Genomic DNA, 20,442 nt, shown 5'->3' on the forward strand with positions numbered 1-20,442 from the left:
TGAAATTTTAAGGTTTCACATTCCAGGCCTTACATTCCCAATTATGACCAAGCTCCTGTTCAAAAATGCAAAGAGCGCCGGTAGCAACTTTTATCGCATGTTCCTGTGCAAAGCCATGAAAATCACCTGTAATGTAAGGAGCAAAGCGGATAATGCCATTACTCGAAACCACCAGTACTTTTTTACCGGCATAGTTCTTAAGGATCATTCCTGAGAAGTTTATCCAACTATTGATTATAGAACCGGTATCGACCTTCCATCCCGGAGGCACCACGGCATCGCGATCCCATTGTTGCACGATCATTTTTCCTTGCTCTAAAATCTGATCACGGCTAAAGGCTCTTCCCCGGGAACCGGTTTCCTTGATGAAATAATTGCCCAAACGCTCGTACACTGCTTCTTCCGTTTGATTTTCATCCGGGCCGTAATCAACTTCGGTAAAATCATCAACAGGGATCAGCGGAATGTTTCCCCCCATGGCAGCAATGGCTAGGCTAGCGGTTTCCATGGTGCGTTTCAAGGGCGCAGCAAATACGGCATCCGGTATCATATCATGTTCTGAAAGATAGCTGCCGATCTTCGTGCCTTTTGCCGTTTCTACTAATGGCAAATCCGTATATTTTCCAACCCGGCGGGGTATTTCATCGCTCCGAAACGTGTTCCCGTGCCTGGCAATTATAATCATGGTGTTCATGTATGAATCCTTTTAAAGCTGGTACAAATTTCCTGGAATTTGGGCAGGTACTCTTCCAATGTTTTCAAGCGCTGTTCCAGGTATATCGCGGGGATGATCCTAGTATAGCCGAGGTTCTCAATTTGAAATTGTTCGCGTTCCTTGATTCTTTTTTTAGCTATCCCGATACTGGTTTCCAGGTAATGCATATGTACCGCGTACCGATGATGCAGCATTAGGTCCTTGAATAATTCAACATGGTATGGCGTGGCGGAACTATGCTCGAACAATATAGACTGGCGATTTAAAACCGCTCTCCGGATCAATTCATAGCCTGCAATCCTAGCCGGAATTTCCCAGCGTGCAAAGACCGTTTCATAAGCGATAACATAAGAATGCTCTCCATCCTGTATTTGTTTCACTTCTGATTGATAACCGGGATGCAACTCCATGATCTCGTCAAAAGAAACGTATACCAGGTCATGCATTTCACCCGTTTGTAATAATTCTGCCGCGTAAGTCGACTTACCCGCGCCAGGTATACCCGATATATTTAATAAAAAAGGATTATCCTGCGCATTGATTCCCGATAATTTTTCCTTAATAATATTCTCAAATCCCGCGATCGTTACCGCCTTATTCAAGTCTCCGGGCAAACTGGCATCCAGGGCAATATTGAATAAAACCCGGTTCACTAGCTATCAAATTTAAATTCTCCGAATTCCGCGATAATTGCTTCCGCCCTACCTACATCTTCTATGCTATCAACGCCGCTCATTCCTTTCATGCCGCGGTAATCTACCTGTACCATTTTTACAGGTACGCGGTGTTCAATAAACCGCATCTGCTCCAAACCTTCAGGTTCTTCGTATTGCCCGGGACTCAGTTGGAAATAATTGGCTAATGCATCGAACGTATAAGCATACAAACCGATGTGCCTCCTTACCGGTGACAATGGCAATTGTTGCATCAACTTTTCTTTTTTACGGATGGCGGGTAGGGGAAGTTTTGAGAAGGTAACCGCGTAACCATTTTTATCTACTTGTACGGTAGTACCTGAAAAAGGCGTTATTTTTTTTGCTTCGTAGAACCTATCCAACTCTTCCCAGGTTAATTGCACAAAGGGAGTAAATACCTGTCCAGTTTTATCAACTTTCCATGCCTCGATGATACTTTCTAAAAACCAGGGCGGGCATAAGGGATTATCGCCCTGTAAGTTCAATACGAATGAAGGTTTATCCTCCACCTGTTGAGCAGCATCAAAACAACGTTCCGTTCCACTTTGGCAATCGGGTGAAGTCATCAAGGCCGGTATTTGTTGTTGTTGACAAAATTCCAATATCCTAGCGTCATCGGTTGCAACTACATATTTACAATTATCGTACTTACCGGAGATAAAGGCGGCGATATTAGCGACCCTCTTAATCATCTCGGTTCCGGCAATCTTAATCAAGGGCTTACCTGGTAGCCTAGTACTGGAATACCTTGCCGGTATAACAATCAATATTGATTCTTGCTTCATTCGTGCTGTCATATTTAGCTACTTAGCTGCAATGTACAGATTATGAAGTTTTTTCGATGCATTTATTATGATTGCCATCTTATAAATCATCGGTAAAATGCCGTTTTTCCTTCTCCCGCGAGAACTTCAGGTCGTTATATTCAGAAGACCTGTTCTTGGGTATAGAAAGCGATTTCCAATCATCGTCTTTGAGCATCTTGGCAATAAATACCATTTGTCCTACATGGTAAGGATAATGTGCCAGTTGCCGGTTTAAGGCTTCCACGACCGTATGACCATCATTCCTAATATAAACGATACGCCCTAAGTCCTCTTCTTTTAAAAGTTCCAGGGTGCCGAGCAAACAATTCCAGCCTTCGTTCCAGCGCTGCAACAATGCTTCGCGGTTATCAAACAAGGGCATTTCAAATTCCGCGTCGCGGTTTCTCCAAGACTTTTCACCATCACTATCCAGGAAATTTGTAAAGCGCGATAGCATGTTTCCTGCTATATGATTGACGATGATCGCGATGCTGTTACTGTTTTGGTTATATTGCCAAAACAGGGCTTCATCGGGCACTTGCAACATGGCATCCTCACCCAATTTTTTATAGTAGAGAAATTGTTTCTTGATACTTTCTAAATAGCTTTCCATATCTCATATTTTTTTCAAGGCTTTCAACCAAGTCGTTCTATCGAAATACACCTCGTTATACTTAATTTTCCCTTCTTCCATTTGCAATAAATCCATTCCTTCCAAGGACACTATTTCTTGCTGCACTGGAATTTTTGCCTGCCATCTTACAACACAACCGCCATCGATCGGGATCAATTCCCTTAGCGTCCATTTCCAACCTTTGTTTAGGGCCAGCAATGAAGTTAAATAATTCTCCAATGCTACTTTACCCATGATAGTAGCAGGATTTCCCGGATCTTTATAACGGCAATCATCCCTGTAAAAATTTGCCACCCTTGCCGCTGCACCCGGCTTTTCCGTATCCGACCAAGCTTCCAGCCAAGAGGAAACAAAGGTATGCATATCCTGCAATGGTTTGTAATGTGCCCTTACTTTAGTCACTAAACCGGAAGCGTTGAATTCCATATATTCAGCCGAAAGCGTATTGTTGATACTTTTATAATATAGAACAGTTGATCCGGGCCCTCTTAACTCGTGGTAAAACTCGAACTTCAGATCCGGGTATTTAGCGAGGGCCTTTTCAAAATAAGCATTCAAGGCAGGTTTAGATCGTATGCGTCCTTCCGGATCAATGCCCATTTGTTGTATTACCGGGGAAACAAAATCAATTTCTTCGGCATAATGACTCATAATTTCTTCCAGGTCATGCCCATTCCAGGCATGGATCCATTCATGTGCAAATTGGCTCATATCTGACATAACAAAATTCATTATTTTTATTGATATACATTATTGTTAAAAGGATCGATACCTGCTACCTCCCCTTCCCGTATTCACAAAAATCTTATTAAATTCACAAAGAGTACAGATACAATTTTATAAAAATTGATGGGTACAGTTATGCATAAGATTTTCAAGTATTTAGAGATAGCGAATGCCATTTCGCAAAAAATAAAAGATGGGGTTTTCCTTCCCGGCGATAAGTTACCTTCTATCCGTACCGTAGTCAAGGAGTACGGGGTGAGTATGAATACGGCAACCCAATCTTTCATGGAACTTGAACGACGTAACCTGGTTGAATCGCGCCCGCAATCGGGCTTTTATGTTAAAGTGCAGATTAGGCGGCAGTTCGATGAACCAGGGATAAGCAATCCCTCGCTAAAACCCGGTTTCGCAGATGCAGCAGATTTAATCGATGAAGTATATGCCAGTTTAAACCAACCGGGTATCACGAGATTTTCATTAGGCGTGCCTGATCCGAGTTTTTTGCCGGTAGCCAAATTAAATAAATGTTTACTGGAAGCCAGCCGGAAAATGCCCGACAGTGGCACTTCTTACGAGGACATTCAAGGAAATAAAAAGCTACGCAATAACATTGCGCGGTGGTCATTTACCTGGGGAAGCCAGTTGGTCGCTGATGACCTTGTCAGTACATCCGGAGCTATGAACGCGATTGCTTATTGCCTGCTGGCCACGATGGAAAAAGGCGATACTCTGGCCGTCGAAAGTCCTGTTTATTTCGGTATTCTACAATTGGCCCAAAGTCTCGGAATACGGGTGTTAGAATTACCCACGCACCCGGGAACAGGCATCGAGCTGGGGGCGCTTAAAAAGGTAATTGGGAAAATAAATGCCTGCTTACTAGTTAGCAATTTCAATAATCCCCTGGGTAGTTGTATGCCGGAAAGCCATAAGATGGCTGTTGTAAACATGCTGGGCGAGCAGGGCATCCCCTTGATAGAGAATGATTTATACGGGGATATTTATTTTGGTAACGCCCGCCCCAAACCCTGCAAGGCGTTCGACCAAGGAGGAACCGTTTTATGGTGCGGTTCCGTGTCTAAAACACTTGCGCCGGGTTACCGCGTAGGTTGGGTGGCGCCAGGTAAATATTTAAGGAAAATCACCCGTTTGAAATTGCATCACACGGTGACCAACACCGGGATTATACATGAAGCAGTGGGGAATTTCATAGGGAGCGACAACTATGAAAAACATCTGCGCAATTTACGTAAAGAATTATATTACAACAATTTGCAAATCAGCAAGACCGTTTCAGCATCCTTCCCGCAAGGCAGTCAACTCGTTCCACCCCAAGGTGGTTACGCCATGTGGATAGCCTTGCCTGGCAAAATTAATACGGCCGATTTATACCATGCCTGTATGCGGGAAAATATCAGCATTGCGCCGGGACGAATGTTTAGCCTGCAAGACCAGTTCAACAACTGCCTGAGACTAAACATCGGGATGAAATGGACACCGGAATTAGAGCAAAAGCTCATCCGGGTGGGGCATTTAGCCCAAACTTTGCTATAAGTTCAAAATTGAATCAAAATTCTACTGTAGTTTCGTGCGTCATGAAGATATTAATTGTTGAAGATAACCGGGAACTGGCTAGCAGCATGCACGATTTCCTGTCCAGGGAAGGGTATATCTGCGAATGCTCCTACAAGATTGGGGAAGCCGTGGAGAAGCTGAGCCTGAATAGTTACGACTGTATCTTGCTTGATATCATGCTTCCCGATGGGAGCGGGCTGGAATTGTTGAAATTTATCAAGGAAGAGAAAATCAATAGCGGGATCCTGATCATTTCAGCGCGGAATGCGTTGGATGACAAAGTGATAGGATTAGAAGAAGGGGCCGACGATTATATAACCAAACCATTCCATTTACCCGAATTACACGCGAGGCTGCGGGCCGTTTTCCGCCGCAAAAATCTTGATGGTTACAACCATGTAAGTTTCAACGAAATCAAACTCAACACCGACACGTTGGAAGTATCCATCCATGATCAATTGATAGAGGTTACCAAGAAAGAGTTTGACCTGTTGTTATACTTCCTGGTAAACAAGAACAGGGTATTGTCCCGGCAGTCGATCGCTAATCATCTTTGGGGCGACCAAACGGATAATTTATCTAATTTTGACTTCGTTTACCAGCATGTGAAGAATTTGAGGAAGAAAATCAGCTCTGCAAAAGGAATCGATTATATAGAAACCGTTTACGGTTTGGGATACAAATTCAACATCCACAAAACCAGCTAACCAGTTTTCACGAATGAACTTACTGAACAAAATATCGTTGTGGTTTATTGGTATCATATTGATTACCACGCCAATCAGCATGTATATTTCGCATAAAAACATCAAGAAACGTTTGGATAACGCGGAAGTACAACGTTTGAAAAATGTAAATGCACATGTTGCGAAACAATTGAAGCAGGGCAATGAACCGGATACATACACGCAAGGCAGGGCAATAGAAATCAGTAAAATCAACGGCCCATTACCTGCCGAAACCTGCCAGGTGGTTCATGCTTGCGGCAATGAAGCGAGTTCACAAAACTTAAACCTGAAGAAAAATGAATGCCTCATCAGGGTAAATAATTTTATAGTGATCAAGGATCAAGTTTATAAAATTTCATCCTATGATTACGTCACCAATACGGACCAGATCCTGAAAGGGATGATGTCTGCCCTCACCGTGAAAATGACCTTGATCATCGCCTTTATTTTTATAACGGCAAGGTTTTTATCCCACCGGATATTGAAACCATTCAAGCAAGCAATGTTGTATATCAGGCATTTCAGCTTAAAGAAAAATCAAAACTTGGCGCTCTTACCCACCACGACGAACGAGTTCCGGGAATTGAATAAATTCTTGGAAAAAATGACGAACAAGGCCATCGATGATTATACGTCGATGAAAGAGTTCAGTGAAAATGCATCCCACGAACTACAAACTCCCCTTGCAATTATACAGTCCAAGTTGGAGTTACTTTCCGAAACTACGATTGATGAATCACAAGCGGGCCTGATCGTAGATATGCAGAATGCCATCGATAAACTTACCCGGATCAACCGTTCCCTGGTGCTATTAACCAAGTTGGAAAACCAGGAATTCGATAACGATAACAATATGCGTTTCTGCCGGGTTACAAAAGATACGCTGGCGGCATTCACCGATCGTATTGCGATGAAAAACATAGCGATCAGTTCGAAGTTAGATAAAAACATTATCGTCAAAATTCATCCCACCTTAGCGGAAATATTATTGTCTAACCTCTTCCAAAATGCTATTCGTCATAATATTGAAGGCGGCCAAATCAAGATTCTATTAACAACGGAATACTTTTCTATTTCCAATACCGGCCTACCGCCGGAAATAGCGACAGAAGAACTTTTTAAACGGTTTAAAAAAAGCAATCAGTGCATCAACAGCATCGGGTTGGGCTTGGCAATCGTGAAACAAATTTGCGAAGTAAGTCAATTCAATGTTACATATCATTATGATGATGGCTGGCATAGCGTGATCGTTTGTTTCGATAAAAACAAGGTCATCGCATCGGAAATGATCCCCGTAAATTATGAGTTCCCGGAAAGCCCCGGCTTGGCGCTCTCTTAACCCAACATTTTACCAGTCATCACAAATTAAAGCTAACAGCTATTCAACTTCAAATTTGCTTCAAATTACTACGATTGTTTTGTATTGCCGGAAACTATCCCGACGAATATTCAAAACAATTCAGAGTATGCAGAAAAAAATGCGAACCTTGTTGCTACTGGCTTTAATGCCGTTTTACGGCTCTTATGCTCAAAAGCTACTGAGCCTTAAAGATGCCGTAGCAATAGCGGTTCAGAACTATGGAACAATTCAAGCGAAACAAAACTATGCTGGCGCTTCCAAGGCATTAGAACAACAAGCCAAGCGGGATTATTTACCCAATTTAAACTTTTCATTCCAACAGGATTACGGCACTGTGAATGGCCAAAACGGGCCATTGTACGGCTTCGGTGGCTTAGGCGCCGCTTCTTCGGGCTTACCCTTGGATCATCAAAATTGGAACGCGGCTTTCGGCGCCCTGTACCTGGCCAATATGAACTGGGAATTTTTCTCCTTCGGGAAAGCAAAGGGCAAAATTAAGGTGGCAAATGCCGTAGCGGAAATGGACCAGGGAGACTTGGAGCAGGAGATTTTCCAACATAAAATCAAGGTAGCATCTGCTTACCTCAACCTGTTGGCGGCACATCAATTAACTTATTCTTACCAAAAAAATCTTGATCGGGCCGATACCGTTCGTAGGATCGTGGTGACCCGCGCACTAAACGGCTTAGTAGCCGGCGTAGATTCGTCACAAGCCAATGCCGATTATGCCAATGCTTATATTTCTTACACCCGCTCCAGGGACCAAGAACAGCAATTACAAAACGACTTGATGCAATTGCTAGGGATTACCAGCGAACAATTTAATTACGGGCTGGATACCACCCTCATCACCCGGGTACCGGTGGCCTTCGCTGATGACGTAGATATTTCAAACCACCCGGTACTTGCATACCAACAACAAAGACTGGCTGTAAGCAAAGCGCAAAAACATTACTTAGAATCCATGTACTATCCCAGCTTTTCCCTAGTGGGTATCATTCAAACCAGGGGATCGGGATTCAACAGCGGTTATAGCCAAGATCAGACCGATTTTACAAGGGATTATTGGCAAGGGATAAAGCCCACAAGAACAAACTACCTATTCGGTGTGGGGATGACCTGGAATATCACGCAACCTTTCCGCGTATCCAAGCAGGTAAAATCGCAAGATTATATAACTAAAGGATTGGAAGCGGAATATGAATTGTACAGCCAAAAAATAAAGGCGCAATTAGAGTTGTCCTCTACAAAAATCCGGAACGCGCTAAACGTGTATAACCAGGCGCCCGTGCAAGTAAAAGCCGCCTCGGATGCTTTCAACCAGAGAACGGCTTTATATAAAAACGGGTTAACAAACCTTGTCAATGTTTCACAAGCTTTGTACGTGCTGATCCGGGCAGAAACAGATCAAGACATCGCCAACAGCAACGTATGGCAGGCATTACTACTTAGAGCGGCTGCAGCAGGAAATTATGACCTGTTCGATAGCCAGTTATAATTTATTAGATCAATTTATATGAACCTGATTCGATTTGCATTAAGAAAACCTATCACTATCCTCGTGCTGGTGGCCGGGTTATTCTTCTTCGGTATTAAAGCCGCTACTTCGATCAAGATCGATATCTTCCCGAAACTTGATCTGCCGGTGATCTATGTATCACACCCATTCGGTGGATACACACCGGCCCAGATGGAATCCTTCTTCGCGAAGCAATATATCAACATCTTCCTTTTCGTAAACGGTATCAAGAGTATTGAAACCAAGAATATACAAGGGTTAACCTTGATGAAGATCAGCTTTTATCCCGGTACTAACATGGCGCAGGCCGCAGCAGAGTTAAGCGCCTTCTCCAACCGTATTCAAGCTGCCTTCCCGCAGGGCTCGAACCCGCCTTTCATTATCCGTTTCGATGCTTCAACTTTACCGGTAGGCCAGTTGGTGCTTCGAAGCGATAAGCGATCCAACAATGAATTGTTGGATCTTGCGAACGTATACGTACGTTCATCGTTTACTTCTATACCCGGTATCGTAGCTTCGCCACCATTCGGAGGAAACGTTCGTACCGTGGTAATTAAAGCTGATCCGGAATTGCTAAGGCAACACAACATGACTCCCGACCAACTGGTTGAAGCCATGCGGATCAATAACCAGACGGCGCCCTCCGGAAATGTGCGCATCGGTAATAAAAACTATCTTACCCCTGCTAATACCACGATTAAAACGGTCAAGGATTTTGAGAATATACCGCTCTACAAGGGCGATGTACAGAACCTCTACTTGAGAGATGTTGCAACGGTGGAAGATGGTGCGGATGTTACTTCGGGTTATGCATTGGTAAATGGTAGGAGATCCGTTTACATTTCCGTTGCTAAAAGCGCCGATGCTTCTACCTGGGAAGTGGTACAGAATTTAAAGAAAGCGATTCCCAAAATCCAATCCCAGCTTCCGGAGGATGTGAAACTAAGTTACGAGTTTGACCAGTCGACATACGTGATTAACTCGGTTAAAAGCTTGATCAGTGAAGGAACTATCGGGGCTATCCTGACAGGTTTAATGGTATTATTATTTTTGGGTGATGCCCGCGGCGCTTTAATCGTAATCCTAACCATCCCGATTTCATTAATCAGTTCCGTACTTTTCCTCAACCTATTCGGTCAAACATTAAATATCATGACCTTGAGCGGTTTGGCTTTAGCGATCGGTATCCTGGTCGATGAAAGTACGGTCACGATAGAGAATATACACCAGCACCTGGATATGGGCAAACCGAAGGCCTTGGCTATTTGGGATGCTTGTAAGGAAATTGCTTTCCCGAAATTACTGATACTGTTCTGTATTCTCGCGGTATTTGCCCCTGCATTTACCATGGGCGGCATCCCGGGATCATTATTCCTGCCTTTAGCCTTAGCGATAGGTTTTAGCATGGTGGCCTCGTATTTCTTGGCGCAAACTTTCGTACCGGTCATGTCGAACTGGTTAATGAAACATAAACACGGAAAGAAAGGTCAACACCTTAGTGATGCGGAAATATTCGAATCACGCGGGATCAAAGATCACAGCAAGGTTGATAAAGGTTTGCAAAAATCTGTATACGCAGAAACATTGGATAGCAACCGTGACGGCAAGGTAAGCCGCTTCGAAAAATTGCGAATGCGTTACCTGCGATTTATAGGAAGGATCATGCCTTACCGCAGGCCAATAGTAATCGTTTACTTATTGGTAAGTATTTGCTTGGTTGTATTTCTTATCAACCATATCGGCAAGGATGTATTACCCAAGGTAAACGGGAACCAGTTCCAGTTAAGGACAAGGCTCCCCGACGGCACCAGGATTGAACAAACAGAATTGGCTACTATCAAGTTAACGGATGCTATTAAAGATATCGTGGGTAAGGAAAATGTTTCTATTACTTCGGCATATGTTGGTAATCACCCGCAACTTTTTTCCATAAGCCCCATTTATTTGTGGATGGCAGGTCCCCATGAATCCGTAGTTCAAGTAGGGCTTAAAGAAGGATTCCATACGGATCTTGATGAATTGAAAGAGAAAATTCGCGAAAGGGCCGCCAAGATTGAACCGGATATGAAGCTCTCTTTCGAACCGATAGAGTTGACTGATAAAATATTAAGCCAAGGATCACCTACCCCTGTAGAAGTGCGTGTATCGGGCAGGAACAAGGTATTGAACAAAGAGTATGCAAACAAAACCGTAGCGGCATTGAAAAAGATACCTTACCTCAGGGATGTGCAAATCGGTCAATCCATGAATTATCCTGCCATCAACATTACTATTGACAGGATCAGGGCCGCGCAACTAGGGGTAGATATGAGCGATATTTCCCGTTCATTAATCGCTTCCACATCAAGCTCCCGCTTCACCGAAAAAAATACTTGGACGGATGAGCGCGTTGGTTATAGCTATAGTGTACAAGTACAAGTACCGGAAAACAAGATGACAACGAAACAGGAGCTGGCTGAAATCCCGTTAAAGAAAGATGCCCGCCGCCCGGTTTTAGGCGATGTAGCTACGTTTACCGATGTAGAAGTTCCCGGCGAGCTGGATAACTTAGGCGCCATGCCCATGTTGACGGTTACCGCGAATGTAAACAATAAAGACTTGGCTGAAGCGGTAAAGGATGTGAACGCCGCGATAAAAGGTTTAGGCGAATTGCCCCGGGGATTGAGCGTTGAGATGATCGGGATGAGCGACACATTAACCACGACCTTAAACAGCTTGCAAGGAGGATTACTGGTTGCCATCGTGGTGATCTTTTTAATGCTGGCAGCCAATTTCCAATCATTTAAAGTTTCCGCGATCGTTTTAATTACGGTTCCGGCGGTACTCTTGGGCTCATTAGTATTATTACTGCTCGCGGGGTCAACATTGAACTTACAATCCTACATGGGGATCATCATGTCGGTAGGTGTGTCTATTTCCAACGCGGTATTGTTGATTACAAATGCCGAGCAAATCAGGAAGCAGAACGGCAATGCATTGCTAGCTGCAAAGGAAGCCAGTTCCATACGTTTAAGACCCATCGTGATGACTGCCTTGGCGATGGTAGTAGGTATGATACCGATGGCCATAGGATTGGGAGAAGCGGGCGATCAAACTTCCCCCCTGGGAAGGGCGGTAATCGGCGGCTTGGTATTATCCACATTTGCAGCTTTGTTTATCCTGCCATTGGCATTCGCATGGGGCCAGGGTAAAACAACAACCCAGAGCGTATCTCTGGATCCTGAAGATGAAGAAAGCATCCATTATATACCGGCTTTGCATCCATCGAATTCATAAATTTTAATTACAGAACTCATATACATAATATTTCATTATGCGTCGCTTTATCAATATATCATTTTTAAGTTTATGCAGTCTCGGCGGACTGTTCTTGCTTCCATCTTGCGGGGAAAATCAAGCGCATGAAAACAAGCAAGACTCCACGGCAGTGGAAGCCCCGGCCATACAATCTACACATCCGTTTGCGGGCGCCCTGAGCTCCACGATAAAAATTCCCGGGGAGCTCGTCGCTTACCAACAGGTAGATTTGTATGCAAAGGTGAACAGCTTTGTAAGTAAACTGTATGCGGATGTAGGTTCAGAAGTAAAAGCAGGGCAATTATTAGCAGAGATGGAAGCGCCCGAATTGAACGCGCAATTAAATGGCGCCGCTTCTAAATTGAAAGCCCAGGAAGCGATTTACCTTGCTAGCAAATCGAACTACGACCGCTTATTAGAAACGAGCAAAACCCCGGGAACTATTTCCCCGAACGACTTGGACCAGGCATTCGCCAAGCAACAATCGGACTTGGCACAATTAGAAGCAGCCAAGGCGGCTTACCGGGAAGTAACCGACACAAAGAACTATTTACAGGTTAGAGCACCATTTAGCGGGGTAATTACCGCAAGGAATGTAAGCGCCGGCGCATATGTCGGTCCATCCGGAAAGGGATCCGAGCTACCTTTATTTACCTTGCACCAACAAGATCATTTACGGTTAGTGGTGAGCGTACCGGAAGCTTATATCCATAATTTACGCCAAGGAAGTGAAGTAGCATTCACCGTAAGATCATTACCGAACGAGCAGTTCAAAGCCAACCTAAGCCGCCTGGCAGGAGCGCTCGATACGAGGTTGCGGGCGCAACGCATCGAGATGGATGTTTACAATAAAAACCGGGAACTATTACCGGGCATGGTGTCGGAAATATCAATACCATTGTTGGGAGATGATAGTGCCTTCGTTGTACCTAGCACGGCGGTGTTAAACTCAACATTAGGCGTATACTTGATCAAGGTAATTAATAAAAAGACGGTATGGATACCGGTTACGACAGGTAGATCCGAGAATGGAAAAACGGAAGTGTTTGGAGATATTTCAGCGAGTGATACGATCGTAGTAGCAGCAACAGAAGAAATCAGGAACGGATCGGAAATAGAGAAGATCGCTTTAGCAAAAGAATAGGTAGATAAAAATCAGTGTTAACGGTTATCCATGTTAAGGGTGGTGAGTGTAAACTTGCCACCTTTTTTTCTTTAACCTGCAATAGAACGCAACAACATTTCTAATGGAATTTTTCTTTGCGTAGTTGTTGCAACATTTTCAAGAATATTAAATGCATTCGTAAAAGCTTGCTTGGCCTGGTTCATTAAATAGTCATCCAAGGAATGGTTTCGATATAAATGCTCTATGCCGCTTTTCCTATGTTTAAATGGCCCGGCTTTAAGACCGCAGAGTTCTTGATATATACCGGGGGAAATCATCAATAGTTCCATTTCTTTTGCTGAAAATTGGTTCCCGGGAATAGCATCGTCAACGGTAGCTCCGGATAATTCTTTATAATAGATCGCTGCTCCCAACGCCGTTCCCAACTCTAATAATTTTATTCCCTGCGCAACGCTCGTTCCGCTTGTGATAGCTCCCGCCTGCATGCACTTACCGGGGAAAGCAAATGTTATCTTCCTGCTTTCTTTATAAAAATTAATTATATCCCCGTATGCAAAGCCTGTCCTTAACTGTAGCTGTAATTGCCTGGTTTCACAATAACCTTTAGCAAGTTGAGATAAGATCGTAAATAATTCTGATTTTAAAGATTCATCCACCTCGTTTAGATATTCAAAAATTTTTATCCAGAGTACATCCGCAGCCAACACCGCCGTAGATGTTTGGTAGTTCATGGCCTCCACCTGCAATTGGCCGGAAGCGATCACATCATCATGTATACTACCGGCATGCATGATACAGAATACTGCTTTAGCAACAGCAAATGCATTCGCATCTGGGTAATTGAACAATTGATGTGCCATTAAGCAAATAATAGAACCCGGTAATGTTGCAGGAGCAGGTTTTGACCGGCGGATATACCCGTATAAATTTTCAGGGTTAGTAGCCCCTGGTATTTCATTAAAGCTTGCTTCCAGGGCAGAGGATAATTGAGAAGGTGTTAGCATATTGGATCAACTTAATTGAATCAGCACACGAAACAACAAGTCCCATGGGGCACAACGAACAATTTAATAATTTTATAGCATAATTCCAATTGGCATTTTAACTACAACAAAACCGATTTATTTAGTATATTGTTAGTGTTAACAACAGCAGATCTTATCCATATGCAACCATAAACCCAATCATATGAAATCAAAGAATCGTTCAGAATGCCCGATCAATTTCAGCCTTGAGCTGCTCGGTGATAAATGGACCATGTTAGTGATTCGGGATATGATTTTTGAAGGGAAATTTACCTACAAAGAGTTCCTGTCCTCCAAGGAAAGGATAGCTACCAATATATTATCAGAACGGTTAAAATCCTTGGAAGCATGTGGTATCATTCAAAAGCTTACATTAAAAACCAAGGCCAAGGTGGGGTATTGGCTGACCGACAAAGGCATCGAATTGATACCCATTATACTTGAGCTCGGCGCTTGGGGTGCACGCCATAGCGGTTATGGTTGGGAAGAAAAAATCTTAAAAAAGATGAAGTCCGATAAACGCGGTTTAATCCGCAATTTAACCCACGATATTCAAAGGCGGGGCCCGGTTAAACACGAACCTATAGCCCCCGAGATGATTTTATCTTAACTAATGATGTTGCTGTAAAAATATTTCCTGTACCTGCTTGATCTCCTTCCCGTACATCGTCTTTTTCCTTGTACCGAAATAAAGAATATTCTCAATCAATGGATTACCTTCCCAGGCCAATTTCAATTTACCGGCCTGGATCTCTTCCCTACACAGAAAATCAGGGATTACTGTAAATCCTTGATCATCACTCAAACAACGTACGATAGAACTGATATTCGGTACGATGTAGTTAGGTTTAAAATCGGGATGATGCTTGAAATTAACCATCCAGAATTTTTTCAAATGTTCCATATCGGCAGCAGTGCTGTACCAAATTTGTTCTTTCAGCCATTGTTGCGCAGCTTCCAAATACCCCTTCTTAATATAAGCTTGGAGCGGTTTTAAATCCGTTTTTGCCCCTGCAACCAGCACGATCCTTTCCTTCGAAAATGGTTCGAAAGCAAGCTGTTTCTCCATATCCTTTTGAGGCGTGATAATCAAATCGAGCAGCCCTTTATCGAGATCTTGGATCATTACCGGGTACTCCCCGAACTTGATGATCACGTTAAACGGTAATGTTGAAATATATCGCTCCAATGTAAATTGAAATGTCTCGAAACACATGCCGATTGCAATGGTTGCCCGGTCTGTTTTAGAACTTTTATGAAACAATTGCTCCGCCGATTCCAACTTCGATAGCGGCTCCAGGATAAAATTATACAGCACTTTCCCCCTTTCCGTTGGTATCATCCTGCGGGGAGAACGGTCAAATAACTTGTAACCGGTATATGATTCCAATGAGTTTAAATGCAAACTAACCCCCGGCTGTGAAATATATAATGCCTGTGCTGCCCCGGTGAGGGAACCCGTTTCATAAATGGCCTTAAAAGTGCGTAACCACTCTAAACTCATCAACATAAACTATCATTTTAATAATACAAAACTACAATTTTTCTAATTATGATAATAGATAAACTTGCTGGAACTTTGTGTCATCAAAAGGGAAATAAAGCAGTCCCTTTACGATTTTAGATCATTATAAATATTCATAATCATGTTATTTGATGCTTATACACTTGCAGGAATACCATTGAAAAACAGGATCGTTATGTCGCCGATGACCCGCTCCCGGGCCGCTATAGGTGATGTGGCTACCGATTTGATGGCCACTTATTATGCGCAAAGGGCAAGCGCGGGATTAATTATTTCGGAAGGAACGCAAATTAGTCGCCAAGGGCAAGGTTATGCCTGGACGCCCGGCATTTATACTGATGCCCAGGTAGCGGGCTGGACAAAAGTTACGGAGGCCGTGCATGCCGCTGGAGGTAAGATGTTTGCCCAATTATGGCATGTCGGAAGAATATCACATACATCCATTCAATTAAATAATGATCCCCCGGTTGCACCATCTGCAATCTTAGCGGAAGGGGTAAAAGTTTTTGCGGACCTTGAAGGATTGGGAGCTACTTCCGGCGCCGGTGAAATGATCCAACATTCCATGCCCCGCGAATTAACTATCCCGGCAATTCACCAGGTTATAAAAGATTATGCTCAAGCGGCTAAAAATGCGGTAACTGCCGGTTTTGACGGCGTCGAGTTACACGGGGCCAACGGGTACCTGATTGAGCAGTTTACCGACTCCCAAACCAATTTACGGCAAGATGCTTACGGCGGCACCTTGGAAAAAAGACTACGGTTCATGCGGGAAGTGGTAACTGCCGTTGCAGATGCCATCGGTAAAGAAAAAGTGGGCATCCGGCAAGCGCCATTAACCACGTTAATGGGCGCTAAAGATGATCACCCGGAAATAACGTATATCGCTGCCGCCAAGATTCTCAACGATTTGGATATCGCCTATATCCATATAGCGGAAGCCGATTGGGAAGATGCCCCGGTGATGCCGGTTGCGTTCAAAGAACAATACCGCGATACTTTTAGCAATACATTGATTTATTCTGGTAAATATACCGCTGAAAGAGCCGAAGAAGCTATATCCCGCAAGTGGGCGGACCTTATCGGGTTCGGCAGGCCATTCATAGCAAACCCGGACCTACCTTACCGCTTGCAACACCAACTACCATTAAATGAACCGGATCGCACAAAATTTTTCGGGGGTACCGGCAAAGGTTACACAGATTATCCAACTTATAATGAATTGCAACATGAACTTATTTAATCCATATAACGACAAGGGAATCTCTTTAAAAAACAGGATTGTAATGGCACCGATGACGCGGGCCAGGAACCCCGATGGTATTCCTAACCAGATGAATGCACGTTATTATGCACAACGGGCAGGTAGCGGTCTTATCATTACAGAGGGTATCGCTATTTCCGATACGGCCAAGGGAGTCATGTATATACCCGGTTTATATACCGACCCCCAGGTAGAAGGATGGAAGCAGGTAACGGCCGCTGTGCATGCAGAGGGAAGCAAAATATTTGCCCAGCTTTGGCATGTTGGCAGGGTCTCTCATACCAGCAACCAGCCGGGCGGCATAGCGCCCGTAAGCGCCTCCGACATACCCGCAGCAAACAGCATGGCTTGGGGTTTAGATGCGGATGGACAACCGGGTTTCGTTCCCGTGTCTATACCGCGGCCGCTAAGTACTACCGAAGTACGGGATATTGTAAAAGATTTTGCCAGGGCTGCGCAAAATGCAATTGCCGCAGGTTTCGATGGTATCGAAATTCACGGTGCAAACGGTTACTTGGTAGAACAATTCTTGAACCCATACGTAAACATTCGCCGGGATCAATACGGCGGTAACATCGAGAACCGCTCCAGGTTTTTATTCGAAATCATCGATGCCTGTATCGACGCTATAGGTGCCGCAAAAGTAGCGATCAGGCTCACTCCGCACGGTGGCTTATACGACATGAAACCGTATCCGGAAGTCAACGAAACGTATTTTTATATTGCCGGTGAATTGTATAAAAGAAACATAGCTTTTATCGATATTATGGATCAACATTCACGCGGGAGCTTCGCATTGCCGGATGGCTTCTTGGCTGCTTTCAGGCAACATTACCCCGGTATTATCATCCTAACGGGAGGTATGACCAAGGCAAAAGGACAAGAATATATTGATAATGGTTGGATTGACCTCGTAGGTTTCGGGGAAGCCTTTATTGCCAATCCCGATTTAGTTAAAAGGTTGGAAAATGATTGGCCGCTAACAACGCCGGACAGGACTTTACATTACGGCGGGCAAGAACACGGCTACGTTGATTACGGGTACTACCGCGAAGAAAATAATTGACAGGCAACCGGGGCAGCCCTCGTAAAGCATATCCATTTTACTACTGGATATGCTTTTTTAATAAATATGGTCATCCATGCAACATTTCTTAGGCTTATTCGTCTTTATATAAAAGAAGCTACCTATGTCATCAATATGTTAGTTTTTTTCGTAAATTGATTTACATCTTTGAAACCCTGCTCCTAAAAAAAGTTTGTATGAGAATCATCAAATGTGCCATCATTGTACTTCTGACGCTTTGCGCCCCTATCCTTTATACGGCAGCCCAAACCGTAAAGTTCAAGGTATTTTCCGGCAATAAACAAATCGGTATCGTGGAAGCTCATCAAAAGCAGGCAGGTGTGTCGCGTTCTATTCACATTAAAAGTTTATTACAACTTAAATTAGTTGGGAATGTGAATAATGAAATCGCCGTTGAATATAAAAACAATAATCTTGTTAAGGCCAGTTCTATCAGGTTGCGCAATGACAATCAAACAACGAAAGATAAAAAATCTACCTTGACCGAGTTGGTAAGCGGCAAACATTACAAGGTGATTCACGAGGGGAAGGAGTCCGTTTTATCTACCGCCGCGATTCATTATTGTGTAGGCGATTTATATTTTACAGAACCTATCAATGTGCATAAAGTGTATAGTGAAACCCAATGTCAATTCCTGGAATTAGAACACCTGGGAAATGGTAAATATGAACTAATTATGCCGGATGGTAAAAGAAATATTTATGCCTATTCGAAAGGGAAATTGCAGGAAGTAGAAGTAAATCACCTATTAGGTAAAGCTGTCTTTAAATTGGCTGACGGTTGACGATGCCGGATTGCTGCTATGATTAATTCCATCTCCTTAATTTGCTGGATGCCCCTTTCTTCAGGAGCCGGCATTATAACGTTCCATGACCCCAAAGGAAGTTACGAAGAAAAGAGCCCGATTTGATCGCGCGATCTTGCTGTTGCGCTATTGTACATGGTCCGAGCTTGGAAGCCACCGCTGTTTGAAAGCAGTTTTTTCTTGTTTTAACCTTCGAATTCTATTGTAAAATAACAATGTTCAACTGGTTGGATACCGTGTTCGACAACATTAAGAATCCAACAAACTATTCAAAAAACGAGCCCGGGTTTCTAACACTAGTGGTTTAGAAACCCGGACCGCTAAAAAAATGTTCATCCCACCTTCAAGAAGTTATTCCGACAACACTTTCTCTACTACTTGCCCGGTCTTCTTATCTTTTAAAATCAATTTTTTACTTCCGTAATGCGTCATCTCTTCTTTGATGAGGTAATATTGATCATCGTAATCCGTTCTTGAACTCAATTTTTCAACACCTTCTTTCCCTCTCCATATCTCTAATTTAACGGGTTCCCATAATTTTGACTTAGCAGATTTGTAGGCGGCATCTAGGATAGCGTTCACTACGTATCCATCATAAAATGTTTCCCTCGGGAGCTGATCATTTTCCATGGCATTAAACATATCGGTGAACATATGGTTGTAGCCTAATTCATTCAACTCATCGCCCACGGGGAAGAGCCAGCCGGCATTACTTTCTGCTTTTTCTGCTACATAATCCGCTCCTTTACCGGAAGTGAACATATCGAAACCGGTCCTTAAAAAACTATTAAGCCATATCGTACCTTCCGAACCCATTACTTCATCCCTTAAATCCAAACCACCTCGGAAAGTCCAGCTTACTTCGAACTGGCCGATGGCACCGTTTTCATATTTCACCAAGCCGATGGCATGATCTTCGGCATCGATCGGTTTTACCTGTGTATCTGCCCAGCACATGACTTCTACCGGTTTGATATCCTTCCCGATAAAAGTCCGCCCAATCTCCACGCAGTGGCAACCCAAATCCAATATGCAGCCGCCGCCTGCTTGTTCTATATCCCAGAACCAATCACTGTGTGGACCGGGATGTGTTTCTCTTGACTTGGCCCAAAGAATTTTTCCCAGGGCGCCTGCACGCACGCTTTCCCATGCCTTGATAAACTTAGGAGTATACACCAGGTCCTCTAAATACCCGTGGAAGATGCCTGCTTTTTCAACTGCTTCCAACATTCTTTTGGCTTCTTCCGCATTTCTACCAAGGGGTTTGGTACAGATCACCGCCTTCTTGGCATCGCAGCAAGCCAAAACAGCCGCTTCGTGTAAATGGTTAGGCAATGAAATACATACTACTTCCACATCAGGATGTTGAATAGATTCCAGCATAGCCGTCGTGAAATGTGGAACTTTGTAATCTTCAGCGAACTTCTTCGCACTCTCTTCGCGGCGGGAATAGATACTAACGATTTTATCCCTACTTCTTTGTCCTTGTAAAGAATCCGCGTAAAAACGCCCGATAAAACCCGAGCCGAGCATTGCAATTTTAGCCATATTCAAAAA

Annotated in this window: 18 protein-coding genes; 10 read left to right on the top strand and 8 right to left on the bottom strand. The window is 43.6% G+C overall.

Annotation, left to right across the window (positions count from 1 at the left end; genetic code table 11):
* Positions 1 to 7: 7 nt before the first annotated feature.
* The 5 genes from COR50_RS02810 to COR50_RS02830 form a co-directional block, all read right to left on the bottom strand.
* Complete coding sequence (locus COR50_RS02810) at positions 8 to 694, bottom strand: histidine phosphatase family protein (RefSeq protein WP_098192572.1); 687 nt, start codon at positions 692 to 694, stop codon at positions 8 to 10.
* On the bottom strand, positions 691 to 1,368 hold the full coding sequence (locus COR50_RS02815; RefSeq protein WP_098192573.1) for an AAA family ATPase: 678 nt from the start codon (positions 1,366 to 1,368) through the stop codon (positions 691 to 693). The genes COR50_RS02810 and COR50_RS02815 overlap by 4 nt, the downstream gene beginning before the upstream one ends.
* Positions 1,368 to 2,195 (bottom strand): 3-deoxy-manno-octulosonate cytidylyltransferase, encoded by an 828-nt coding sequence (locus tag COR50_RS02820; protein WP_098192574.1) that lies wholly within the window; start codon positions 2,193 to 2,195, stop codon positions 1,368 to 1,370. Before COR50_RS02820 ends, COR50_RS02815 begins: the two co-directional genes overlap by 1 nt.
* A gap of 79 nt (positions 2,196 to 2,274) precedes the next feature.
* Positions 2,275 to 2,829 carry a DUF1572 family protein gene (locus tag COR50_RS02825; RefSeq protein ID WP_098192575.1) on the bottom strand — a complete coding sequence of 185 codons (555 nt, stop codon included), beginning with the start codon at positions 2,827 to 2,829 and terminating at the stop codon, positions 2,275 to 2,277.
* A 3-nt stretch (positions 2,830 to 2,832) separates the two neighbouring features.
* The gene (locus tag COR50_RS02830; protein ID WP_098192576.1) at positions 2,833 to 3,570 is read right to left on the bottom strand and encodes a nuclear transport factor 2 family protein; all 738 of its coding nucleotides are present in this window, start codon (positions 3,568 to 3,570) and stop codon (positions 2,833 to 2,835) included.
* A 141-nt stretch (positions 3,571 to 3,711) separates the two neighbouring features.
* On the opposite strand from COR50_RS02830, the gene COR50_RS02835 reads away from it, so the two are divergent.
* The 6 genes from COR50_RS02835 (at position 3,712) to COR50_RS02860 (ending at position 13,196) form a co-directional block, all read left to right on the top strand.
* Positions 3,712 to 5,127 carry an aminotransferase-like domain-containing protein gene (locus tag COR50_RS02835; protein WP_098196074.1) on the top strand — a complete coding sequence of 472 codons (1,416 nt, stop codon included), beginning with the start codon at positions 3,712 to 3,714 and terminating at the stop codon, positions 5,125 to 5,127.
* Positions 5,128 to 5,168: 41 nt separating this feature from the next.
* Positions 5,169 to 5,855 (top strand): response regulator transcription factor, encoded by a 687-nt coding sequence (locus COR50_RS02840; protein WP_098192577.1) that lies wholly within the window; start codon positions 5,169 to 5,171, stop codon positions 5,853 to 5,855.
* Positions 5,856 to 5,868: 13 nt separating this feature from the next.
* Positions 5,869 to 7,215, top strand: a complete 1,347-nt coding sequence (locus COR50_RS02845; RefSeq protein ID WP_098192578.1) for a sensor histidine kinase — start codon at positions 5,869 to 5,871, stop codon at positions 7,213 to 7,215.
* Positions 7,216 to 7,342: 127 nt separating this feature from the next.
* Complete coding sequence (locus COR50_RS02850) at positions 7,343 to 8,734, top strand: TolC family protein (protein ID WP_098192579.1); 1,392 nt, start codon at positions 7,343 to 7,345, stop codon at positions 8,732 to 8,734.
* An 18-nt stretch (positions 8,735 to 8,752) separates the two neighbouring features.
* Positions 8,753 to 12,031, top strand: coding sequence for an efflux RND transporter permease subunit (locus COR50_RS02855; RefSeq protein ID WP_098192580.1), 3,279 nt, complete (start codon positions 8,753 to 8,755; stop codon positions 12,029 to 12,031).
* A 37-nt stretch (positions 12,032 to 12,068) separates the two neighbouring features.
* Positions 12,069 to 13,196 (top strand): efflux RND transporter periplasmic adaptor subunit, encoded by a 1,128-nt coding sequence (locus COR50_RS02860; protein WP_098192581.1) that lies wholly within the window; start codon positions 12,069 to 12,071, stop codon positions 13,194 to 13,196.
* Positions 13,197 to 13,267: 71 nt separating this feature from the next.
* On the opposite strand, the gene COR50_RS02865 is transcribed toward COR50_RS02860, so the two are convergent.
* Entirely contained in the window at positions 13,268 to 14,182 is a 915-nt protein-coding gene (locus COR50_RS02865) for a polyprenyl synthetase family protein (protein WP_098192582.1), read from the bottom strand.
* A gap of 184 nt (positions 14,183 to 14,366) precedes the next feature.
* Here COR50_RS02865 and COR50_RS02870 point away from each other — a divergent pair, with 184 nt between their 5' ends.
* Entirely contained in the window at positions 14,367 to 14,813 is a 447-nt protein-coding gene (locus COR50_RS02870) for a winged helix-turn-helix transcriptional regulator (RefSeq protein ID WP_098192583.1), read from the top strand.
* Here COR50_RS02870 and COR50_RS02875 read toward each other — a convergent pair whose 3' ends face one another.
* Positions 14,814 to 15,713, bottom strand: a complete 900-nt coding sequence (locus COR50_RS02875; protein ID WP_098192584.1) for a LysR family transcriptional regulator — start codon at positions 15,711 to 15,713, stop codon at positions 14,814 to 14,816.
* A 136-nt stretch (positions 15,714 to 15,849) separates the two neighbouring features.
* On the opposite strand from COR50_RS02875, the gene COR50_RS02880 reads away from it, so the two are divergent.
* From COR50_RS02880 to COR50_RS02890, 3 genes are all read left to right on the top strand, one after another.
* On the top strand, positions 15,850 to 16,971 hold the full coding sequence (locus tag COR50_RS02880) for an alkene reductase (RefSeq protein ID WP_098192585.1): 1,122 nt from the start codon (positions 15,850 to 15,852) through the stop codon (positions 16,969 to 16,971).
* Positions 16,958 to 18,058 (top strand): alkene reductase, encoded by a 1,101-nt coding sequence (locus COR50_RS02885; RefSeq protein ID WP_098192586.1) that lies wholly within the window; start codon positions 16,958 to 16,960, stop codon positions 18,056 to 18,058. Before COR50_RS02880 ends, COR50_RS02885 begins: the two co-directional genes overlap by 14 nt.
* A gap of 197 nt (positions 18,059 to 18,255) precedes the next feature.
* Positions 18,256 to 18,864 (top strand): DUF6134 family protein, encoded by a 609-nt coding sequence (locus COR50_RS02890; protein WP_098192587.1) that lies wholly within the window; start codon positions 18,256 to 18,258, stop codon positions 18,862 to 18,864.
* Positions 18,865 to 19,236: 372 nt separating this feature from the next.
* Here the strand turns inward: COR50_RS02890 and COR50_RS02895 are convergent, their stop codons facing one another.
* Complete coding sequence (locus tag COR50_RS02895) at positions 19,237 to 20,433, bottom strand: Gfo/Idh/MocA family protein (protein ID WP_098192588.1); 1,197 nt, start codon at positions 20,431 to 20,433, stop codon at positions 19,237 to 19,239.
* Positions 20,434 to 20,442 lie beyond the last annotated feature (9 nt).

Source organism: Chitinophaga caeni, assembly GCF_002557795.1.
GTDB lineage: Bacteria > Bacteroidota > Bacteroidia > Chitinophagales > Chitinophagaceae > Chitinophaga > Chitinophaga caeni.

Bases quoted from the DNA above. Each gene is read 5' to 3' on its own strand.
- COR50_RS02810 (WP_098192572.1), bottom strand. From the start codon at position 694: ATGAACACCATGATTATAATTGCCAGGCACGGGAACACGTTTCGGAGC.
- COR50_RS02820 (WP_098192574.1), bottom strand. From the start codon at position 2,195: ATGAAGCAAGAATCAATATTGATTGTTATACCGGCAAGGTATTCCAGT.
- COR50_RS02825 (WP_098192575.1), bottom strand. From the start codon at position 2,829: ATGGAAAGCTATTTAGAAAGTATCAAGAAACAATTTCTCTACTATAAA.
- COR50_RS02830 (WP_098192576.1), bottom strand. From the start codon at position 3,570: ATGTCAGATATGAGCCAATTTGCACATGAATGGATCCATGCCTGGAAT.
- COR50_RS02835 (WP_098196074.1), top strand. From the start codon at position 3,712: ATGCATAAGATTTTCAAGTATTTAGAGATAGCGAATGCCATTTCGCAA.
- COR50_RS02840 (WP_098192577.1), top strand. From the start codon at position 5,169: ATGAAGATATTAATTGTTGAAGATAACCGGGAACTGGCTAGCAGCATG.
- COR50_RS02845 (WP_098192578.1), top strand. From the start codon at position 5,869: ATGAACTTACTGAACAAAATATCGTTGTGGTTTATTGGTATCATATTG.
- COR50_RS02850 (WP_098192579.1), top strand. From the start codon at position 7,343: ATGCAGAAAAAAATGCGAACCTTGTTGCTACTGGCTTTAATGCCGTTT.
- COR50_RS02855 (WP_098192580.1), top strand. From the start codon at position 8,753: ATGAACCTGATTCGATTTGCATTAAGAAAACCTATCACTATCCTCGTG.
- COR50_RS02860 (WP_098192581.1), top strand. From the start codon at position 12,069: ATGCGTCGCTTTATCAATATATCATTTTTAAGTTTATGCAGTCTCGGC.
- COR50_RS02865 (WP_098192582.1), bottom strand. From the start codon at position 14,182: ATGCTAACACCTTCTCAATTATCCTCTGCCCTGGAAGCAAGCTTTAAT.
- COR50_RS02870 (WP_098192583.1), top strand. From the start codon at position 14,367: ATGAAATCAAAGAATCGTTCAGAATGCCCGATCAATTTCAGCCTTGAG.
- COR50_RS02875 (WP_098192584.1), bottom strand. From the start codon at position 15,713: ATGTTGATGAGTTTAGAGTGGTTACGCACTTTTAAGGCCATTTATGAA.
- COR50_RS02880 (WP_098192585.1), top strand. From the start codon at position 15,850: ATGTTATTTGATGCTTATACACTTGCAGGAATACCATTGAAAAACAGG.
- COR50_RS02885 (WP_098192586.1), top strand. From the start codon at position 16,958: ATGAACTTATTTAATCCATATAACGACAAGGGAATCTCTTTAAAAAAC.
- COR50_RS02890 (WP_098192587.1), top strand. From the start codon at position 18,256: ATGAGAATCATCAAATGTGCCATCATTGTACTTCTGACGCTTTGCGCC.
- COR50_RS02895 (WP_098192588.1), bottom strand. From the start codon at position 20,433: ATGGCTAAAATTGCAATGCTCGGCTCGGGTTTTATCGGGCGTTTTTAC.